The organism is Mycobacterium sp. E183, assembly GCF_001667735.1.
Taxonomy (GTDB): Bacteria; Actinomycetota; Actinomycetes; order Mycobacteriales; family Mycobacteriaceae; genus Mycobacterium.
Map to the genome: position 1 here is coordinate 29,821 of NZ_LZJN01000003.1, position 13,729 is coordinate 43,549.

At 67.3% G+C, this 13,729-nt stretch carries 14 protein-coding genes and 1 pseudogene; 5 read left to right on the plus strand and 10 right to left on the minus strand.

Features of this window, described 5'->3' with window-relative positions:
* Positions 1–38: 38 nt before the first annotated feature.
* A pseudogene (locus tag A5691_RS00345) lies at positions 39–215 on the minus strand (acetyl-CoA C-acyltransferase); the annotation flags it as partial.
* A gap of 191 nt (positions 216–406) precedes the next feature.
* Here A5691_RS00345 and A5691_RS00350 point away from each other — a divergent pair.
* A complete protein-coding gene (locus A5691_RS00350) occupies positions 407–1,270 on the plus strand; it encodes a proline iminopeptidase-family hydrolase (protein ID WP_369807441.1) in 864 nt (287 codons plus the stop codon).
* Between the two features lie 12 nt (positions 1,271–1,282).
* On the opposite strand, the gene A5691_RS00355 is transcribed toward A5691_RS00350, so the two are convergent.
* The 4 genes from A5691_RS00355 to A5691_RS00370 form a co-directional block, all read right to left on the minus strand.
* Positions 1,283–2,044 (minus strand): enoyl-CoA hydratase/isomerase family protein, encoded by a 762-nt coding sequence (locus A5691_RS00355; RefSeq protein WP_067759793.1) that lies wholly within the window; start codon positions 2,042–2,044, stop codon positions 1,283–1,285.
* Between the two features lie 165 nt (positions 2,045–2,209).
* Entirely contained in the window at positions 2,210–3,298 is a 1,089-nt protein-coding gene (locus A5691_RS00360; RefSeq protein WP_067759804.1) for an acyl-CoA dehydrogenase family protein, read from the minus strand.
* Positions 3,285–4,190 carry an acyl-CoA dehydrogenase family protein gene (locus tag A5691_RS00365; RefSeq protein WP_067759810.1) on the minus strand — a complete coding sequence of 302 codons (906 nt, stop codon included), beginning with the start codon at positions 4,188–4,190 and terminating at the stop codon, positions 3,285–3,287. Before A5691_RS00365 ends, A5691_RS00360 begins: the two co-directional genes overlap by 14 nt.
* Positions 4,168–5,571, minus strand: coding sequence for a class I adenylate-forming enzyme family protein (locus A5691_RS00370; protein WP_067759816.1), 1,404 nt, complete (start codon positions 5,569–5,571; stop codon positions 4,168–4,170). The genes A5691_RS00365 and A5691_RS00370 overlap by 23 nt, the downstream gene beginning before the upstream one ends.
* Positions 5,572–5,693: 122 nt before the next feature.
* On the opposite strand from A5691_RS00370, the gene A5691_RS00375 reads away from it, so the two are divergent.
* Genes A5691_RS00375 through A5691_RS00385 form a run of 3 tightly spaced genes read left to right on the plus strand, consistent with a single transcriptional unit; the run spans position 5,694 to position 7,636 of the window.
* Positions 5,694–6,029, plus strand: a complete 336-nt coding sequence (locus A5691_RS00375; protein ID WP_067759850.1) for a 2Fe-2S iron-sulfur cluster binding domain-containing protein — start codon at positions 5,694–5,696, stop codon at positions 6,027–6,029.
* A gap of 22 nt (positions 6,030–6,051) precedes the next feature.
* A complete protein-coding gene (locus A5691_RS00380; protein ID WP_067759852.1) occupies positions 6,052–6,366 on the plus strand; it encodes a DUF4286 family protein in 315 nt (104 codons plus the stop codon).
* A gap of 4 nt (positions 6,367–6,370) precedes the next feature.
* Positions 6,371–7,636, plus strand: a complete 1,266-nt coding sequence (locus A5691_RS00385) for an amidohydrolase family protein (RefSeq protein WP_067888158.1) — start codon at positions 6,371–6,373, stop codon at positions 7,634–7,636.
* A gap of 113 nt (positions 7,637–7,749) precedes the next feature.
* Here the strand turns inward: A5691_RS00385 and A5691_RS00390 are convergent, their stop codons facing one another.
* Positions 7,750–8,643, minus strand: a complete 894-nt coding sequence (locus A5691_RS00390) for an SDR family oxidoreductase (protein ID WP_067759819.1) — start codon at positions 8,641–8,643, stop codon at positions 7,750–7,752.
* A gap of 165 nt (positions 8,644–8,808) precedes the next feature.
* Between A5691_RS00390 and A5691_RS00395 the strand changes: the two genes are divergently transcribed.
* Positions 8,809–9,711, plus strand: coding sequence for a LysR family transcriptional regulator (locus A5691_RS00395; protein WP_067759826.1), 903 nt, complete (start codon positions 8,809–8,811; stop codon positions 9,709–9,711).
* Positions 9,712–9,752: 41 nt separating this feature from the next.
* On the opposite strand, the gene A5691_RS00400 is transcribed toward A5691_RS00395, so the two are convergent.
* From A5691_RS00400 to A5691_RS00415, 4 genes are read right to left on the minus strand one after another with little or no spacing between them, the layout of a single operon-like run.
* Positions 9,753–10,787, minus strand: a complete 1,035-nt coding sequence (locus tag A5691_RS00400) for a CaiB/BaiF CoA-transferase family protein (protein ID WP_067759829.1) — start codon at positions 10,785–10,787, stop codon at positions 9,753–9,755.
* Entirely contained in the window at positions 10,784–11,740 is a 957-nt protein-coding gene (locus A5691_RS00405; RefSeq protein WP_067759832.1) for an LLM class F420-dependent oxidoreductase, read from the minus strand. Before A5691_RS00405 ends, A5691_RS00400 begins: the two co-directional genes overlap by 4 nt.
* A complete protein-coding gene (locus A5691_RS00410) occupies positions 11,725–12,150 on the minus strand; it encodes a cobalamin B12-binding domain-containing protein (protein ID WP_068018524.1) in 426 nt (141 codons plus the stop codon). Before A5691_RS00410 ends, A5691_RS00405 begins: the two co-directional genes overlap by 16 nt.
* Positions 12,150–13,727: a methylmalonyl-CoA mutase family protein gene (locus A5691_RS00415; RefSeq protein WP_067751914.1), complete on the minus strand. Its 1,578-nt coding sequence runs from the start codon at positions 13,725–13,727 to the stop codon at positions 12,150–12,152. The genes A5691_RS00410 and A5691_RS00415 overlap by 1 nt, the downstream gene beginning before the upstream one ends.
* Positions 13,728–13,729 lie beyond the last annotated feature (2 nt).

Here is a 13,729-nt window from a genome sequence, read left to right on the forward strand (position 1 = left end):
TAGGGGGCGGGGACCTCGATGACGGTGGCGGACCCGATGCCGCCGTATAGCCCCTCCCCCAGGATCACGTCGTCGACTTGCGCGGGGTCCCAATACTTCGCCGCCTGGGCGACGACGTGGTGCCCGAGGTCGAAGGCGCTGGTGTCGCGCAGCGTGCCCTTTCGGGCGGTGCCGATGGGTGTGCGCAGGGCGGACATGATGACGGCGTCAGGCACGGGTCTTCTCCAGTTCGACGAGCGCGTCGCGAGTGCCCGAGAGCCCCCGCAAGATTGTGAGAACACTATTCTCTCATTGCGAGTCGGCGTTGCAAGGAGAGATCGGCTCGCGACCAGTCGCAAAATCGCATATACCAGCATCGCTGGGTGCGATTCTGCGTCTGCTCGCAAATCAGGAGGCATCGTCGGCAATGGACGGAATGATCGCGGTCCCGGGCGGCAACGTGTGGTTCGAGCGCATCGGTGGCGGACCGGGCCTTCCCCTGCTCGTCGTGCACGGCGGGCCCGGATTGCCGCATACCTACCTGCGTTCGCTGGAGCGGTTGGCTGACGAGCGCGAAGTCGTCTATTGGGATCAGCTCGGTTGCGGCAACTCCGAGCGCCCGTCGAACCCGGATCTGTGGACCATGTCGCGGTCGGTGGCCGAAATGGATGCTGTGGTAAGAGGACTCGGCCTCAAGGGTTTTCATCTCTTCGGCAACTCGTGGGGCGGGATGATGGCGCAGCAGTACGCGCTCGACGTCCCGTCGGGCGCCGTCAGCCTCACCATCTCCAACAGCATCGCCTCCATACCGGAGTTCTCCCAGATGGTGGCCCGCTTGAAGGCCGAGCTCGATCCGGCGACGCAGTCCGCGATCGACCGCCACGAAGCCGCGGGGACGACGTACACGGCCGAATATCAGGACGCCATTCGCACCTGGAACGAAACCTACCTCTGCCGCGTGCGGCCCTGGCCCCCAGAGCTTTTGGCGGCCTTCGCCAACATGGGAACCGATATCTTCGAGACGATGTTCGGGCCGAGTGACTTCCACATCGTCGGGACGATCCGCGACTGGGACGTGTTCGACCGATTGCCGGAAATCACCTTGCCGGCCCTCGTCCTTGCCGGCAGGTTCGACGAATGCGTGCCCGAACACATGTGGGAGATGCACCGGCGCATCGCTGGCTCGCGCTACGAACTGTTCGAGTCGAGCGCTCACATGCCCTTCATCGAGGAGCCGGCCAAGTTCGATCGGGTGATGCGAGACTTTCTGCGGCATCACGATTCCGCGTGAGCGGCTGTCACATCAGTTCTTCGCCAGCTTGGTGACGATCGAGCGGAAGTCGTCGGTCGTGAAGGACTGGTGCTCGGCCGACAGGGCATAGTCCAGACTGGCGAGGACCGCGCGCTCCAGATGAATGTTGAGCACCCGTTTGGTGCTTTCCACCGCCTGCTGAGGCAGCTCCAAAATCTTTTTCGCACAAGCGGTTGCGTCCGCGACGGGGTCGGCGGACACGTGGTTGGCCAACCCCAGCTCGACGGCGCGCTGGGCACTGATGCGGGTGCCCGTCAAGGCGAACTCCTTGGCCAGCAGCAGGCTGATATGCAGTGGCCAGGTCAGCGGACCGCCGTCGGCGGCCACCAATCCCACCTGCACGTGCGGATCCGCGAGGTAGGCCTCTTCGGCGATGTAGACGATGTCGCTCAGGGCTACCAGGCTGCAGCCCAGCCCTACGGCCGGGCCGTTGACCGCGGCGACCACCGGAATTCGGCACCGCGCCATGCCCAAGACGATCTCGCGGCCGTCCCGAATGGTTTTGGCGCGCAAGTCGGCATCGGTCGACAGCTCCTTGAGGTAGGAGAAATCCCCGCCCGCCGAGAACGCCCTGCCGGCCCCGGTGATGACCGCCGCGCGGGCCGTCGGGTCATCGGTCAGTCGCTGCCACAGTCGCGCGAGTCCGACGTGCAGATCGTCGTTGACCGAATTGAGCGACTCCGGCCGGTTCAAGGTGATGATCCGCAGCGGGCCGTCGGCTTGGACGTCGATTTCGGCAGGCATGTCGTACACGTCAGACTCCTTTTATGGTCGTGACCCGCTTCACCCGGGCTCCGCCCGCGCTCGCGATCACTCCGTCTATGGTCGTGACCCGCTTCACCCGGGCTCCGCCCGCGCTCGCGATCACTCCGTCTATGGTCGTCACCCGCTTCACCCGGGCTTCGCCCGCGCTCGCGATCACTCGGACAATCCCAAGATGCGTGAAGCGATGATGTTCTTTTGTATCTGCGATGTCCCGCCCATCACACTCTGCGCGCGGCTGTACAGGTAGGCGCTGAGCAGGTCCGGATCTCGCGTCCCGCTGACCGCCAGCGCAGCGTGTCCGACGGACTGCTCGACCCAAGTCATCAGCAGCTTGTCCAGCGATCCCTCGGGCCCGTGCGAGACACCGTCGAGCTGTTCGGACAGCCGCCGCCGCACATGATGCGTCAGCATCTCCGACTGGACCGCCGCCCACGCCAGCTCCTCGGACACCGGTCCTTCGGTGCGCGCGTACAGGCTTCGCACGAGTTTGCCGTAGCGCGCCGCGTAGCCGAGCGTGGACGGTTCGCGCTCATGGCCGACGACGGTCATGGCCACCGCCCAGCCATCACCCGGGGCGCCGACCATCCTGTCGGCCGGAACCTTCGCGTCGTCGAAGAACACCTGGCCGAATTCGTTGGTCACACCGTTGATCATGCGCAACGGACGTTGTTGCACACCAGGCTGTTTCATTTCCAGCACGAACGCCGACAGGCCACGGTGACGTTTGGCCTCCGGGTCGGTGCGGGCCAGCAACAGGCACCAGTCCGCAACGTCGGAGTAGCTGGTCCAGATCTTGTGCCCGTTCACCACGTAGGTGTCGCCCTCGAGGCGAGCGGTGGTGGTCAACGAGGCCAGGTCGGAGCCGGCGCCGGGCTCGCTGAAACCTTGGCACCATCGCTCGGTGCCGTCGATGATGCCGGGCAGGAAGCGTTGACGCACTGCGTCATTGGCGTGCCGGCCGATTCCGTAGATCAGGTAGCCGACGCTGGGACGCGGCGGGGCGCCGGCCCGGGCGAGTTCCTCGTCGACGATGACGTCATAGACGGGCGGCAGCTCCCGCCCGCCGTACTCGCGGGGGAACGACAGCCCGAAGAATCCCTCTCGATACAGGGCCTCGTGCCATTCGGCCTGACGGGCCCAGTATTCGTCGCCCGACCCGGAGAACTCTCCCGCGTGCACGGAAAGCCAGGACCGCAGCCGCTCCCGGAACGCTGCCTCCTCTGGTGAGTCACGAAAGTCCAAGATCGATCTCCTTCAACGCGACGGGCCACAGTTCCGTCGATAGCAGGGCGCGCCGCAGGTAGACGTGCACCACGCAGTCCCAGGTGTTGCCGATGCCGCCGTGTACCTGGATGGCCGTCTCACAGACGGTTCGGGCGGCTCGCGCGCAGTAGACCTTCGCGACCTGGGCGGCGCGGATGGCGTCGGCGGGCGGCAGCTCGTCGACAGCCCACGCGGCATGCCGCGACACGCTGATCGAACCCTCAATCAGCGCACGGCTTTCGGCCAGCAGGTGGGCGATCGCTTGGTAGGACCCGATCTGCTTGCCGTACTGTTCGCGGATCTTGGCGTAGTCGCACGCGACGGCGTGCGCACCGCGGGCGATCCCCACCAGGTCCGCCGTCGTGGTGACCAGCGCGAGCGCGCGCCATTGCGCGGCGATGTCGGGGGACACCTCGCCCAGCGCCGCCGGAGTTCCCGCGATCCTGGCGTCGGCGCGGGTCAGGTCCGCACCGTCGGTCGGGCCCCCTACGTCCGCGGCGAGGACCTCGCCACCGGCCAGGCTCAGGGCCCGCTGGGCGCCGCGCGCGTCGATCGCGCGACCGTCGACCGCGATGGTCGCGCCCGCGGCGTCGGCGCCGACGTGGCGGGTGAGATCGTCCGCGAGCACCGGGCCGAGAAACGGCGCGTCGATCAGCCGTCGTCCGAATTCCTCGGCGACGATGGCCACTTCGACGCCCGACGCCCCGTCGGAGCGCAGCGACCGCCACCCCGTCCCCGCGAGTTGCTTGTCCAGACGCGTAATCCGGCTCTGGTCGTCGAGGTCCTGCACCGCCGACGGCCCCAGGTCGTCGGCCAGTTTGGCGGCAGCGTCACGCAGTTGCTGTTGTTCAGCCGTCAGACGTACGTCCATAGCGCTCCTTCAGCACTCGGCGCAGCACCTTGCCCGAGGGCAGGCGAGGGATGTCGGGCACGAACACGACGCGGCTCAGGTGTTTGTAGGAAGCCAGCCGCTGATCGACGCGGGCCGTGAGTTCGCCGGCATCGACGGGTGCGCACGTCGCGACGGCGGCGACCACCGCCTCCCCGTTGATTCCGTCGGGCACGCCGAACACCGCGCAGTCCTTGACGGCGGGATGGCCGTGTAGCACCGTCTCGATCTCGGCGGGCGCCACCTGAAATCCGCGCACCTTGATCATCTCCTTGAGGCGATCGGTGATCCGCAACCAGCCTTCGCCGTCGAGCCAGCCGACGTCACCGGTCCGGTACCAGCCGTCATGGATCACCTCAGAGGTTGCTTCGGCCGGCAGGTAGCCGGCCATCAGCGATGAAGAGCGGGCCTGAATCTCACCGACCTCGCCGCGGCGGACCGGCTCACCCGTCTCCAGTGAGACCACCCGCACGTCCACGCCCGGCACCGGGCGACCGACGGCGTCCAGCCGGGCTCCCTGGATCGGATTGCAGGCGATGACAGGCAATTCCGTGGTTCCGTACGCCGGAACCCAACCGACGCCGGTGCGCCGGGTGACCGCCTCGGCGACGTGGGCGCTGACCGGCGTCGCCCCCCACATGATGTAGCGCAACGAGGACAGGTCGTAGGACTCGAGCCTGGGATGCGAGGCGATGGCCAGCGCGATGGGCGCGACCGCCATTTCGACTGTGATGCGGTCGGTTTCGATGTGATGCAGCATCCGGTCGACGTCGAACCGGGGGTGCAGCCGCACGCGGACGCCGGTGCGCAGCGCCGTCAGGATGTTGAGCAGCCCGAGGATGTGCGACGGCGGCGTGGCAACCTGAATGCGGTCGCGCACCGTGAGCTGCAGCGCCCCGCGCCAATGCCGGACGGCCTCGTCGAGCGCCGCGTGGGTGTGCCGGACGGCCTTCGGCAGCCCAGTGGTGCCGGAACTGAACACCAGCACCGCGTCGGACCGTGGCGACGGCGCCGAGGGCGTCGACTCCCCGGGCGCGATCGGCTCGTCCAGGTGCAGCATCGGCATCGCGCCTGCCAGCACCGGGTGGTCACCGACCGCGTGAGCGGGTTCGGTCAAGGCGAGCGCGTGGTCGACTTCGTCACGCTTCCAGGCCGGACTGATCAGCACGGCCGTCGCCGCCAGGCGCCAGATCGCCAGCAAGACGGCGACGAACTCCGGCCGATTGGACGCCATGATCGCGACGCGCTGACCCGCGCCGACACCGTTCTTGGCCAGGATTGCGGACCAGCCGGCGGCCAATGCATCCAACTGAGGCAGGCTGAAACGCCGTTCCTCGAACACGACCGCGGCCGGCTCGGTCACGTCCCGTCCTTCCCTGACAGGCCGGGCTGACCTGACATCCCCACAAGCTTGAGAAGATCCTATCGCTCTGTGAGAATAGTATTCTCTATAGTGAAGAATGCAAGTACGGGAGGGTGGTGACGATGGCAGTCACCCGAAGCATCGAGGAGACCCCACGGGTGACAGATCCGTCGAACGGCTCCGTTGCGGGCACGGTCACCATTCACATGGACCGCAAGAAGGTCTCGGTGCCGATAATTCCCGGCGAGACGCTGTTGGAGAGCGCGCGGCGGGCCGGCCTCGAGCCGCCGTTCAGTTGCGAGGCGGGCAATTGCGGCACGTGCATGGCCAGGCTCGAAGAAGGCCATGTGACCATGCGGGTCAACGATGCTCTCGACGACGACGAGGTCGCCGAGGGCTACATTCTGACGTGCCAGGGCGTGCCGGAAACGGATTCGGTCACGGTGCGCTACGAGTAGCACCCGAAGAGAGGTGGCGGCGATGGCCAAGGGAATCATGTACGTCGAAAGTCGGCCCTGTTCGCCTGCGCGCGACCAGGAATACAACACCTGGTACGACGAGGTGCACATCCCCGAACTGCTGGCGCTCGACGGAATCGTCGCGGCGCGACGGCTGCGCCCTCTTGACGGGCAGGGCCCCTATGTCGCCATCTACGAACTCGAAGGCGACGATCTGCAGGCCATCTTGGACAACATGATGGCCAACGCCGGGCAGCTGCACATGTCCGATGCGTTGCTATTGGATCCCGCGCCGATCCCTCGATTGCTCGAGACGACGAGCGAGCGGAGCCGCTGAGCCGATGGACGTCGATGACTTGATCCTGGTGAGCATCGACGACCATGTGGTCGAGCCGCCGGACATGTTCCTGCGCCACGTGCCCGACAAGTACAGGGAGGAGGCCCCGATCGTCGTGACCGACGCTCACGGCGTCGACCAGTGGATGTACCAGGGCAGGCCGCAGGGCGTGAGCGGGCTCAACGCGGTGGTGTCGTGGCCGGCCGAGGAATGGGGCCGCGACCCGGCCGGTTTCGCCGAAATGCGCCCGGGCGTCTACGACGTCCACGAGCGCGTGCGGGACATGAACCGCAACGGCATCCTGGCCTCGATGTGCTTCCCCACCTTCACCGGATTCTCCGCGCGGCACCTCAACATGACGCGTGAGGACGTCACGCTGGTGATGGTGTCGGCCTACAACGACTGGCACATCGACGAGTGGGCCGGCTCCTACCCGGAGCGCTTCATCCCGATCGCCATCCTGCCGACCTGGACCCCCGAGGGCATGTGCGCCGAGATCCGCCGGGTCGCGGCCAAGGGCTGCCGGGCGGTCACGATGCCGGAATTGCCTCATTTGGAAGGGCTTCCGAGCTACCACGACGACGACTATTGGGGCCCGGTGTTCCGCACGCTGTGCGAGCAGAACGTGGTGATGTGCCTGCACATCGGCACCGGGTTCGGGGCGATCAGCATGGCCCCCAACGCGCCGATCGACAACCTGATCATCCTGGCCACCCAGGTCTCGGCGATGTGCGCCCAGGATCTGCTGTGGGGGCCTGCCATGCGCAACTACCCCGAACTTAAGTTCGCGTTCTCCGAGGGCGGCATCGGGTGGATCCCGTTCTACCTGGACCGCAGCGACCGCCACTACACGAACCAGAAGTGGCTGCGCCGGGACTTCGGGGACAAGCTGCCCAGCGAGGTCTTCCGCGAGCACTCGCTGGCCTGCTACGTCACCGACAAGACGTCGCTGAAGCTGCGCCACGAGATCGGCATCGACATCATCGCCTGGGAATGCGACTACCCGCACTCGGACTGCTTTTGGCCGGACGCCCCCGAGCAGGTGTTGGCCGAGCTGAACGCCGCCGGGGCCGACGACTCCGACATCAACAAGATCAACTGGGCCAACGCCTGCCGGTTCTTCAGCTGGGATCCGTTCGCGCGGACGCCGCGGGAGCGGGCGACCGTGAAAGCCTTGCGCGCCAATGCCCTTGACGTCGACGTGTCGATCCGGTCGCGCGCCGAGTGGGCGCGGCTCTATCGGGAGAAGCAACTCGCCAAGCTGCCGTAGCGCGGCAGTGCCGCCGAATGTGCGGCTAGCTTCACACTCGCGCGGCTGGCCTCATCGAGTGCGCCCCGGCGCCTCCCTGGCAGCTTCGACCGCGATGCCGGCCACGGCGACGCTCACTCGCCGAAGTAATGGCCGGCGTCGAGATCCTCCAGCAGCCCGGCCCGTTCGGGGTTCCAGTCAAGTTCCTTGCGCGTCAGCGCGCTCGACGTCGGATTGTCCAGCGCCGCAAAGAGTGCAAGGAAGCCGAAATGACCGGCATCCTCGGCCGGAATGCTCACCGTCGGCACACCCAGGTGGCGGCCGATTACGGCGGCGATGTCGCGGAACGCCACGCCTTCGTCGGCCACGCCGTGCAAACGCGTACCCGCGGGCGCATTTTCGAGCGCCAGCCGGTACAGGTGGGCGGCGTCTAGCGTGTGCACCCCCGGCCAGCGGTTGGTCCCTTCGCCGATGTAAGCGGACTTCCCGCTGTCGCGGGCCGTGTTGATGAGGTGATGCGTGAAGCCGTGGTGGTCGAGATCGCTGTGCACGATCGGGGATAGCCGGATCACCGACGATCTCACCCCACGCTCGGCCAGCGCGATCACCGCGTTCTCCGAGTCGACCCGCGGTCCCCCGGGCAATGTGTCCTGTTCGGTGCTGGGGCCGTCATGCCCCAGCAACGACAGAAGCAGCGTTCCCGAGGTGCTGACGAAGGGCCGGTCGGAGCCGACGAGCGCCTCCCCGATGGCCTCGACGGCCCGCAGATCCGCCTCGGCCGCCGCCACGAAGTTGTCGAAATCGTGTTTGAAAGCCAGGTGGATGACGCCGTCGGACGCCGCGGCGGCGGACCGCAACCCGTCGAGGTCGTCGAGGTCGCCGCGGTGCACCCGCACGCCCTTCGCCGTCAGCGCGGCGGCCGACTCGTCGGAGCGGGCGAGGCCGGTGACTTGATGACCCGCACGCACGAGCTCGTCGATGACGGCCGAACCGATGTGCCCGCTGGCGCCAGTGACAAAGACATGCATGGAAATCCCTTTCGCTGTTTCGTATTCGCCGGCTTCCAGTCAATGACCGCGGCAGACCGACTGTCCAAGACCTGTTTCATATGGCGTGATACCGAATCGGCATCACCGCATGTCACCGGCACCTTCGGTGCGGATGTCAGTTGCCGGCGCCGTTACACTCTCAGCATGGCCCGTTCCGTATTGCCCGTGATCGACCTCGATCTGCGGTTGGTCGGATATTTCGTCGTGGTGGCCGAACACCGGCACTTCGGCCGCGCCGCGACCGCGCTGCGCGTAGCGCAGCCGTCGTTGAGCCGGCAGATCCGCCGGCTCGAGCAACAACTGGGTGTTCGACTCCTGGATCGCACGCCGCAAGGCACCAGGCTGACGGAGGCGGGAGAGGTGTTCCTGCCCCGGGCCAAGGCCCTGCTGCGCTCGGCCACGCAAGCCGCGGCACAGGCCCGGGCCGCCGCCCAGCCCAGCCGAATCGCGATCGGATACACGACCGGGATGATCGTCACCCCCGCGGTGCGCGAGATGCGCCGCGAACACCCCGACGCCGAAGTGCAAGTCTCGCATCTGGATTGGGGCCAGGCCCTGGACGCGTTGCTCGGACATCGAGTGGACGCCGTGGTGACCCGGCTACCGTTCCCGACAGACGGCCTGCACGTGACCATCCTCTACGACGAGCCCCGGGTGCTGGCTATGTCGGTCGACCACCGCCTCGCGGGCCGGGACTTCGTCACGCTGGACGACATCGCCGACGAGCCGATGCCCCGAGTCCGTGACTCCGACCCGGCGTGGAATGCCTTCTGGCGCATCGATCCCCGGCCCGATGGCCGCCGGGCGCCCGATGGACCGTTCATCGACGCGCTCGAGGACAAGTTCGAAGTCATCGCCTCCGGGCAGGCGGTGGCAATCACTGCCGGGTTCCGCGGCAATGCCCTGCGGCCCGACATCACCACCGTCCCGTTGCAAGGCGTCGAGCCCTGTCACGTGGTGTTGGCGACGCGCGCCGGGGACCGCAGTCGGCTGGTGGCGGCCTTCCGTAAGCTCGCCGAGGCGCACCTGAGGGGTCCGGTGTCCTGACGCCGGCGTGAAACCACCGTCGCGCTCGCGAGCGGTGCGCGCTAGACCTGGGGCAGCTCCGGCGGCGGACGGTATTCGGGGTCGTAACCGGAGACGTGGATCGGGCTACCGACGAGCCGGAAATCGCCGGCCGTGACAATGATTTCGGGGGTTGCTTCGAGCGCCTCCGGCAGGGTCCTGACGGCCGCCGCCGGCACTCCGAGCGGACGCAGTCGGCGTTCCCACCCCGCGGCGGTGTCGGTCGCCAGCATCGCCGTGACGACGGCCAGCACCTCGTCGCGGCGGGACACCCGTTCGGACATCGTCTCGAACCCCCCGATGCCCGCCTCGGTGGCGAAGGACTTCCAGAAGCCGTCGTGCGTGATGAACAACGCCAGATACCCCTCGGCGGTCGGAAAGAGCTGCGCCGGAACGTAATACGAGTGCGCGCCATAAGGACGCCGCTGCGGCTCGACACCGTCATTGAGGTAGGCGGACGCGTGGTAGTTCAGCTGCGACAGCATCACGTCGCGCAGCGAAACGTCGACTTGTCCTCCGGTTCCGGAGATGATCTTGGCCAACAGCCCCAGCGCCGCGGTCATCCCGGTGGAGTTGTCGGCCGACGAGTAACCGGGCAGCGTCGGCGGGCCCTGCGGGTCGCCGGTCAGGGCGGCGGTGCCGACGCCCGCCTGCACGACGTAGTCGAAGGCCGGATCGTCGCCGCCGTACAGGCCGAATCCGGTGATCGCGACGCACACGATCCGCTCGTTGTGCCGCCGCAATCTCTCATAAGTCAATCCCAGCCGGCGGATCGCCGACGGCTTCAAGTTCACCAGCAGCGCATGGGATTCGGCCACCAGCTCGCCCAGCCGTTGCTGTCCGGGGTCGGAGTTCAGGTCAAGGCAGATGCTCGACTTGTTGCGGTTGAGGCTGGCGAAGTAGCTGGGCCCGACGCCGCGGGAGATCTCGCCGCCGCGCGGCTCGATCTTGGTGACCTCGGCGCCCAGATCGGCCAGCAGCATGGTGGCGTACGGTCCCGCCAGCATGGTGCCGACCTCGAGGATGCGTATCCCCGCGAGCGGCCCGGTAGGCGTCACCGCAATTCCGTTGCGAGCGTGGCGATCATCTCGCGCGTGCGGCGTTTGGAGGCGATCAGCTCGTCGCGGTTGTCACCGATCGGCAGCAGCCGCACGGACAGGTCCGTGACACCGGCGTCGGCAAAGCGGCGCATCCGGGTCAGGATCGCCTGCTCGTCACCGGCCGCACAGAGGTCACCGACATCACGGGCGTCGCCGCGTTCCAGCAGGCGCTGATAGTTGGGCGACACCTCGGCCTCACCCAGGATCCGATTGGCCCGCTCCTTGGCCTCCTCGACTCGTGCCGGCTCACAGAGGCATACCGGGATGCCGGCGACGATCCGCGGCGCGGGCCGCCCGGCGTCCGCGGCGGCCTTGGTGATCTTCGGCGCGATGTGGTCGCCGATCGCGCGCTCGTCGGCCATCCACAACACGGTGCCGTCGGCGAGTTCGCCGGCGATCTGCAACATCACCGGCCCCAGAGCTGCGACCAAAACCGGCATCGGGGCGTCGGCCCCGATCGCCAGCGGATTGTGCACCGTGAACGAATCGTTCTCGACGTCGACCGGTCCCGGCCCGGCGATGGCGGCGCCCAGCACCTGCAGGTAGTCGCGGGTGTAGGCGGCCGGCTTCTCGTAGGGCAAGCCGAGCATGTCCCGGATGATCCAGTGGTGCGACGGTCCGACGCCCAGCGCCAACCGCCCGCCAGTCACGGCATGAGTCGAAAGCGCTTGGCGGGCAAGGGCGATCGGATGCTGGGCTTGCAGCGGCACCACCGCCGTGCCGAGCTCGATGCGCGAGCTGTGCGCGGCCATCAGCGATACCATGGTCAGGCAGTCGAAATCGTCGGGAACCTGCGGCATCCACGCGGTGTCCAGACCCGCGGATTCGGCCCACTCGATGTCGGAGGCCAGCTTGTGCACCTTGCGGGCCATGTCGCCACGCTCGGCGCCGATCATCACTCCGACGCGCACTGTTCCTCCGCAACGGGCTCGGGGGTTCCGGTCAGCGCGCGTATCTCGCGCACGAGCACATCGAGCGATGTGCCGGTGGGGAAAACGGCGGCGGCACCGGCGGCGAGCAGCTTGGGCACGTCGGCATGCGGGATGGTTCCGCCGACCACGACGGCGATGTCGGAAGCGTCGGCGGCCCGCAGGGCCTCGATGGTGCGGGCGGTGAGTGCGAGGTGAGCACCGGACAGAATGCTCAAGCCCACGACCGCCACGTCTTCCTGGACGGCGATCGAGGCGATGTCCTCGATGCGCTGCCGGATGCCGGTGTAGATCACCTCGAAGCCGGCGTCGCGCAGGGTGCGGGCGACGATCTTGGCGCCCCGGATCCTCGTCGCCAAACCGGGTCTGGACGGACACGACCGGGGCGCCATTAGAACACCACCGGTTGCTGGAACTCGCCCCATACCGCCTTGAGCGCGGAGACCATTTCACCGACCGTGCAGTATGCGTTGGCGCACTCGATGAGGTTGTGCATCAGATTGTCGTCCCCTTCGGCGGCGCGCGATAGTGCTGCGAGACTGGATTTGACTGCGGCCGAATCCCTTTCGGCCTTCACTTTAGCGAGCCGCTTGAGCTGGAGATCGCGCCCTTCGGCGTCGAGCTCATAGGTGACGACATCGTGTTCGGGCTCTTCGGTCACGAACCGGTTCACGCCGACGACCGGGCGAGCGCCGGATTCGATGTCCTGGTGGACCTTGAATGCCTCGTCGGCGATCAGACCCTGTAGATAGCCGTCTTCGATGGCATGGACCATGCCGCCGTGCCGCTCGAGGTCGTCCATGATCTCGACGATGCGCGCCTCGGTGGCGTCGGTCAGCGCCTCCACGAAGTAGGAGCCGCCCAACGGGTCGGCGACGCTGGCCACGCCGGTTTCGTGCGCGAGGATCTGCTGGGTGCGCAGCGCCAGCGTGGTGGTTTCCTCGGTGGGCAGGGCGAACGGCTCGTCCCAGGCCGCGGTGAACATCGACTGGACACCGCCCAGCACGGCGGCCATCGCCTCGTAGGCCACCCGGACGATGTTGTTGTGGGCCTGTGGTGCGTACAGCGAGGCGCCACCACAGACGCAGCCGAAGCGGAACATCGCCGCCTTGTCAGCCGTCGCCCCGTACCGCTCCTTGACTATGGTGGCCCAACGTCGGCGCCCCGCACGGTATTTGGCGATCTCCTCGAAGAAATCGCCGTGGGTGTAGAAGAAGAACGAGATCTGCGGCGCGAACTGATCGATCGTCATGCGGCCGCGCTCGACCACGGTGTCGCAGTAGGTCACCCCGTCGGCCAGGGTGAACGCCATCTCTTGCACCGCGTTCGCCCCCGCGTCGCGGAAGTGCGCCCCGGCCACCGAAATCGCGTTGAACCTCGGCACCTCGGCCGCGCAGAACTCGATCGTGTCGGCGATCAGCCGCAGGGACGGCTCCGGCGGCCAGATCCAGGTCCCGCGCGAGGCGTACTCCTTGAGGATGTCGTTCTGGATGGTTCCGGTGAGCTTCGCGCGCGGTATCCCTTTCTTCTCGGCGGCGGCGACGTAGAACGCCAGCAGGATCGCCGCCGTTCCGTTGATCGTCATGCTGGTGCTGAGCTTGTCCAGCGGGATGCCGTCGAACAGGACCTCGAAATCGGCCAGCGTGTCGACCGCGACGCCCACCCGGCCGACCTCCTCGCCGAACTCCGGGTCGTCGGAGTCGTAGCCACACTGGGTAGGCAGGTCGAGCGCCACCGACAACCCGGTCCCGCCTTGTTCCAGGAGGTAGCGGTACCGGCGATTAGATTCCTCGGCGGTGCCGAACCCGGAGTACTGGCGGAAGGTCCACAGCTTGCCCCGGTAGCCGGACGCGAAGTTGCCCCGGGTGAAGGGAAACTCCCCCGGTTGCGGAGGCTCCGCGCCGACGTCCGCCGGCCCATAGACCGGCTGCAGCGGGATACCCGACGGAGTGTGGGCCATATTATCCATCG

Bases quoted from the DNA above. Each gene is read 5' to 3' on its own strand.
- A5691_RS00385 (WP_067888158.1), top strand. From the start codon at position 6,371: ATGGACGTCGATGACTTGATCCTGGTGAGCATCGACGACCATGTGGTC.
- A5691_RS00365 (WP_067759810.1), bottom strand. From the start codon at position 4,190: ATGGACGTACGTCTGACGGCTGAACAACAGCAACTGCGTGACGCTGCC.
- A5691_RS00395 (WP_067759826.1), top strand. From the start codon at position 8,809: ATGGCCCGTTCCGTATTGCCCGTGATCGACCTCGATCTGCGGTTGGTC.
- A5691_RS00375 (WP_067759850.1), top strand. From the start codon at position 5,694: ATGGCAGTCACCCGAAGCATCGAGGAGACCCCACGGGTGACAGATCCG.
- A5691_RS00390 (WP_067759819.1), bottom strand. From the start codon at position 8,643: ATGCATGTCTTTGTCACTGGCGCCAGCGGGCACATCGGTTCGGCCGTC.
- A5691_RS00410 (WP_068018524.1), bottom strand. From the start codon at position 12,150: ATGGCGCCCCGGTCGTGTCCGTCCAGACCCGGTTTGGCGACGAGGATC.
- A5691_RS00380 (WP_067759852.1), top strand. From the start codon at position 6,052: ATGGCCAAGGGAATCATGTACGTCGAAAGTCGGCCCTGTTCGCCTGCG.
- A5691_RS00415 (WP_067751914.1), bottom strand. From the start codon at position 13,727: ATGGATAATATGGCCCACACTCCGTCGGGTATCCCGCTGCAGCCGGTC.
- A5691_RS00350 (WP_369807441.1), top strand. From the start codon at position 407: ATGGACGGAATGATCGCGGTCCCGGGCGGCAACGTGTGGTTCGAGCGC.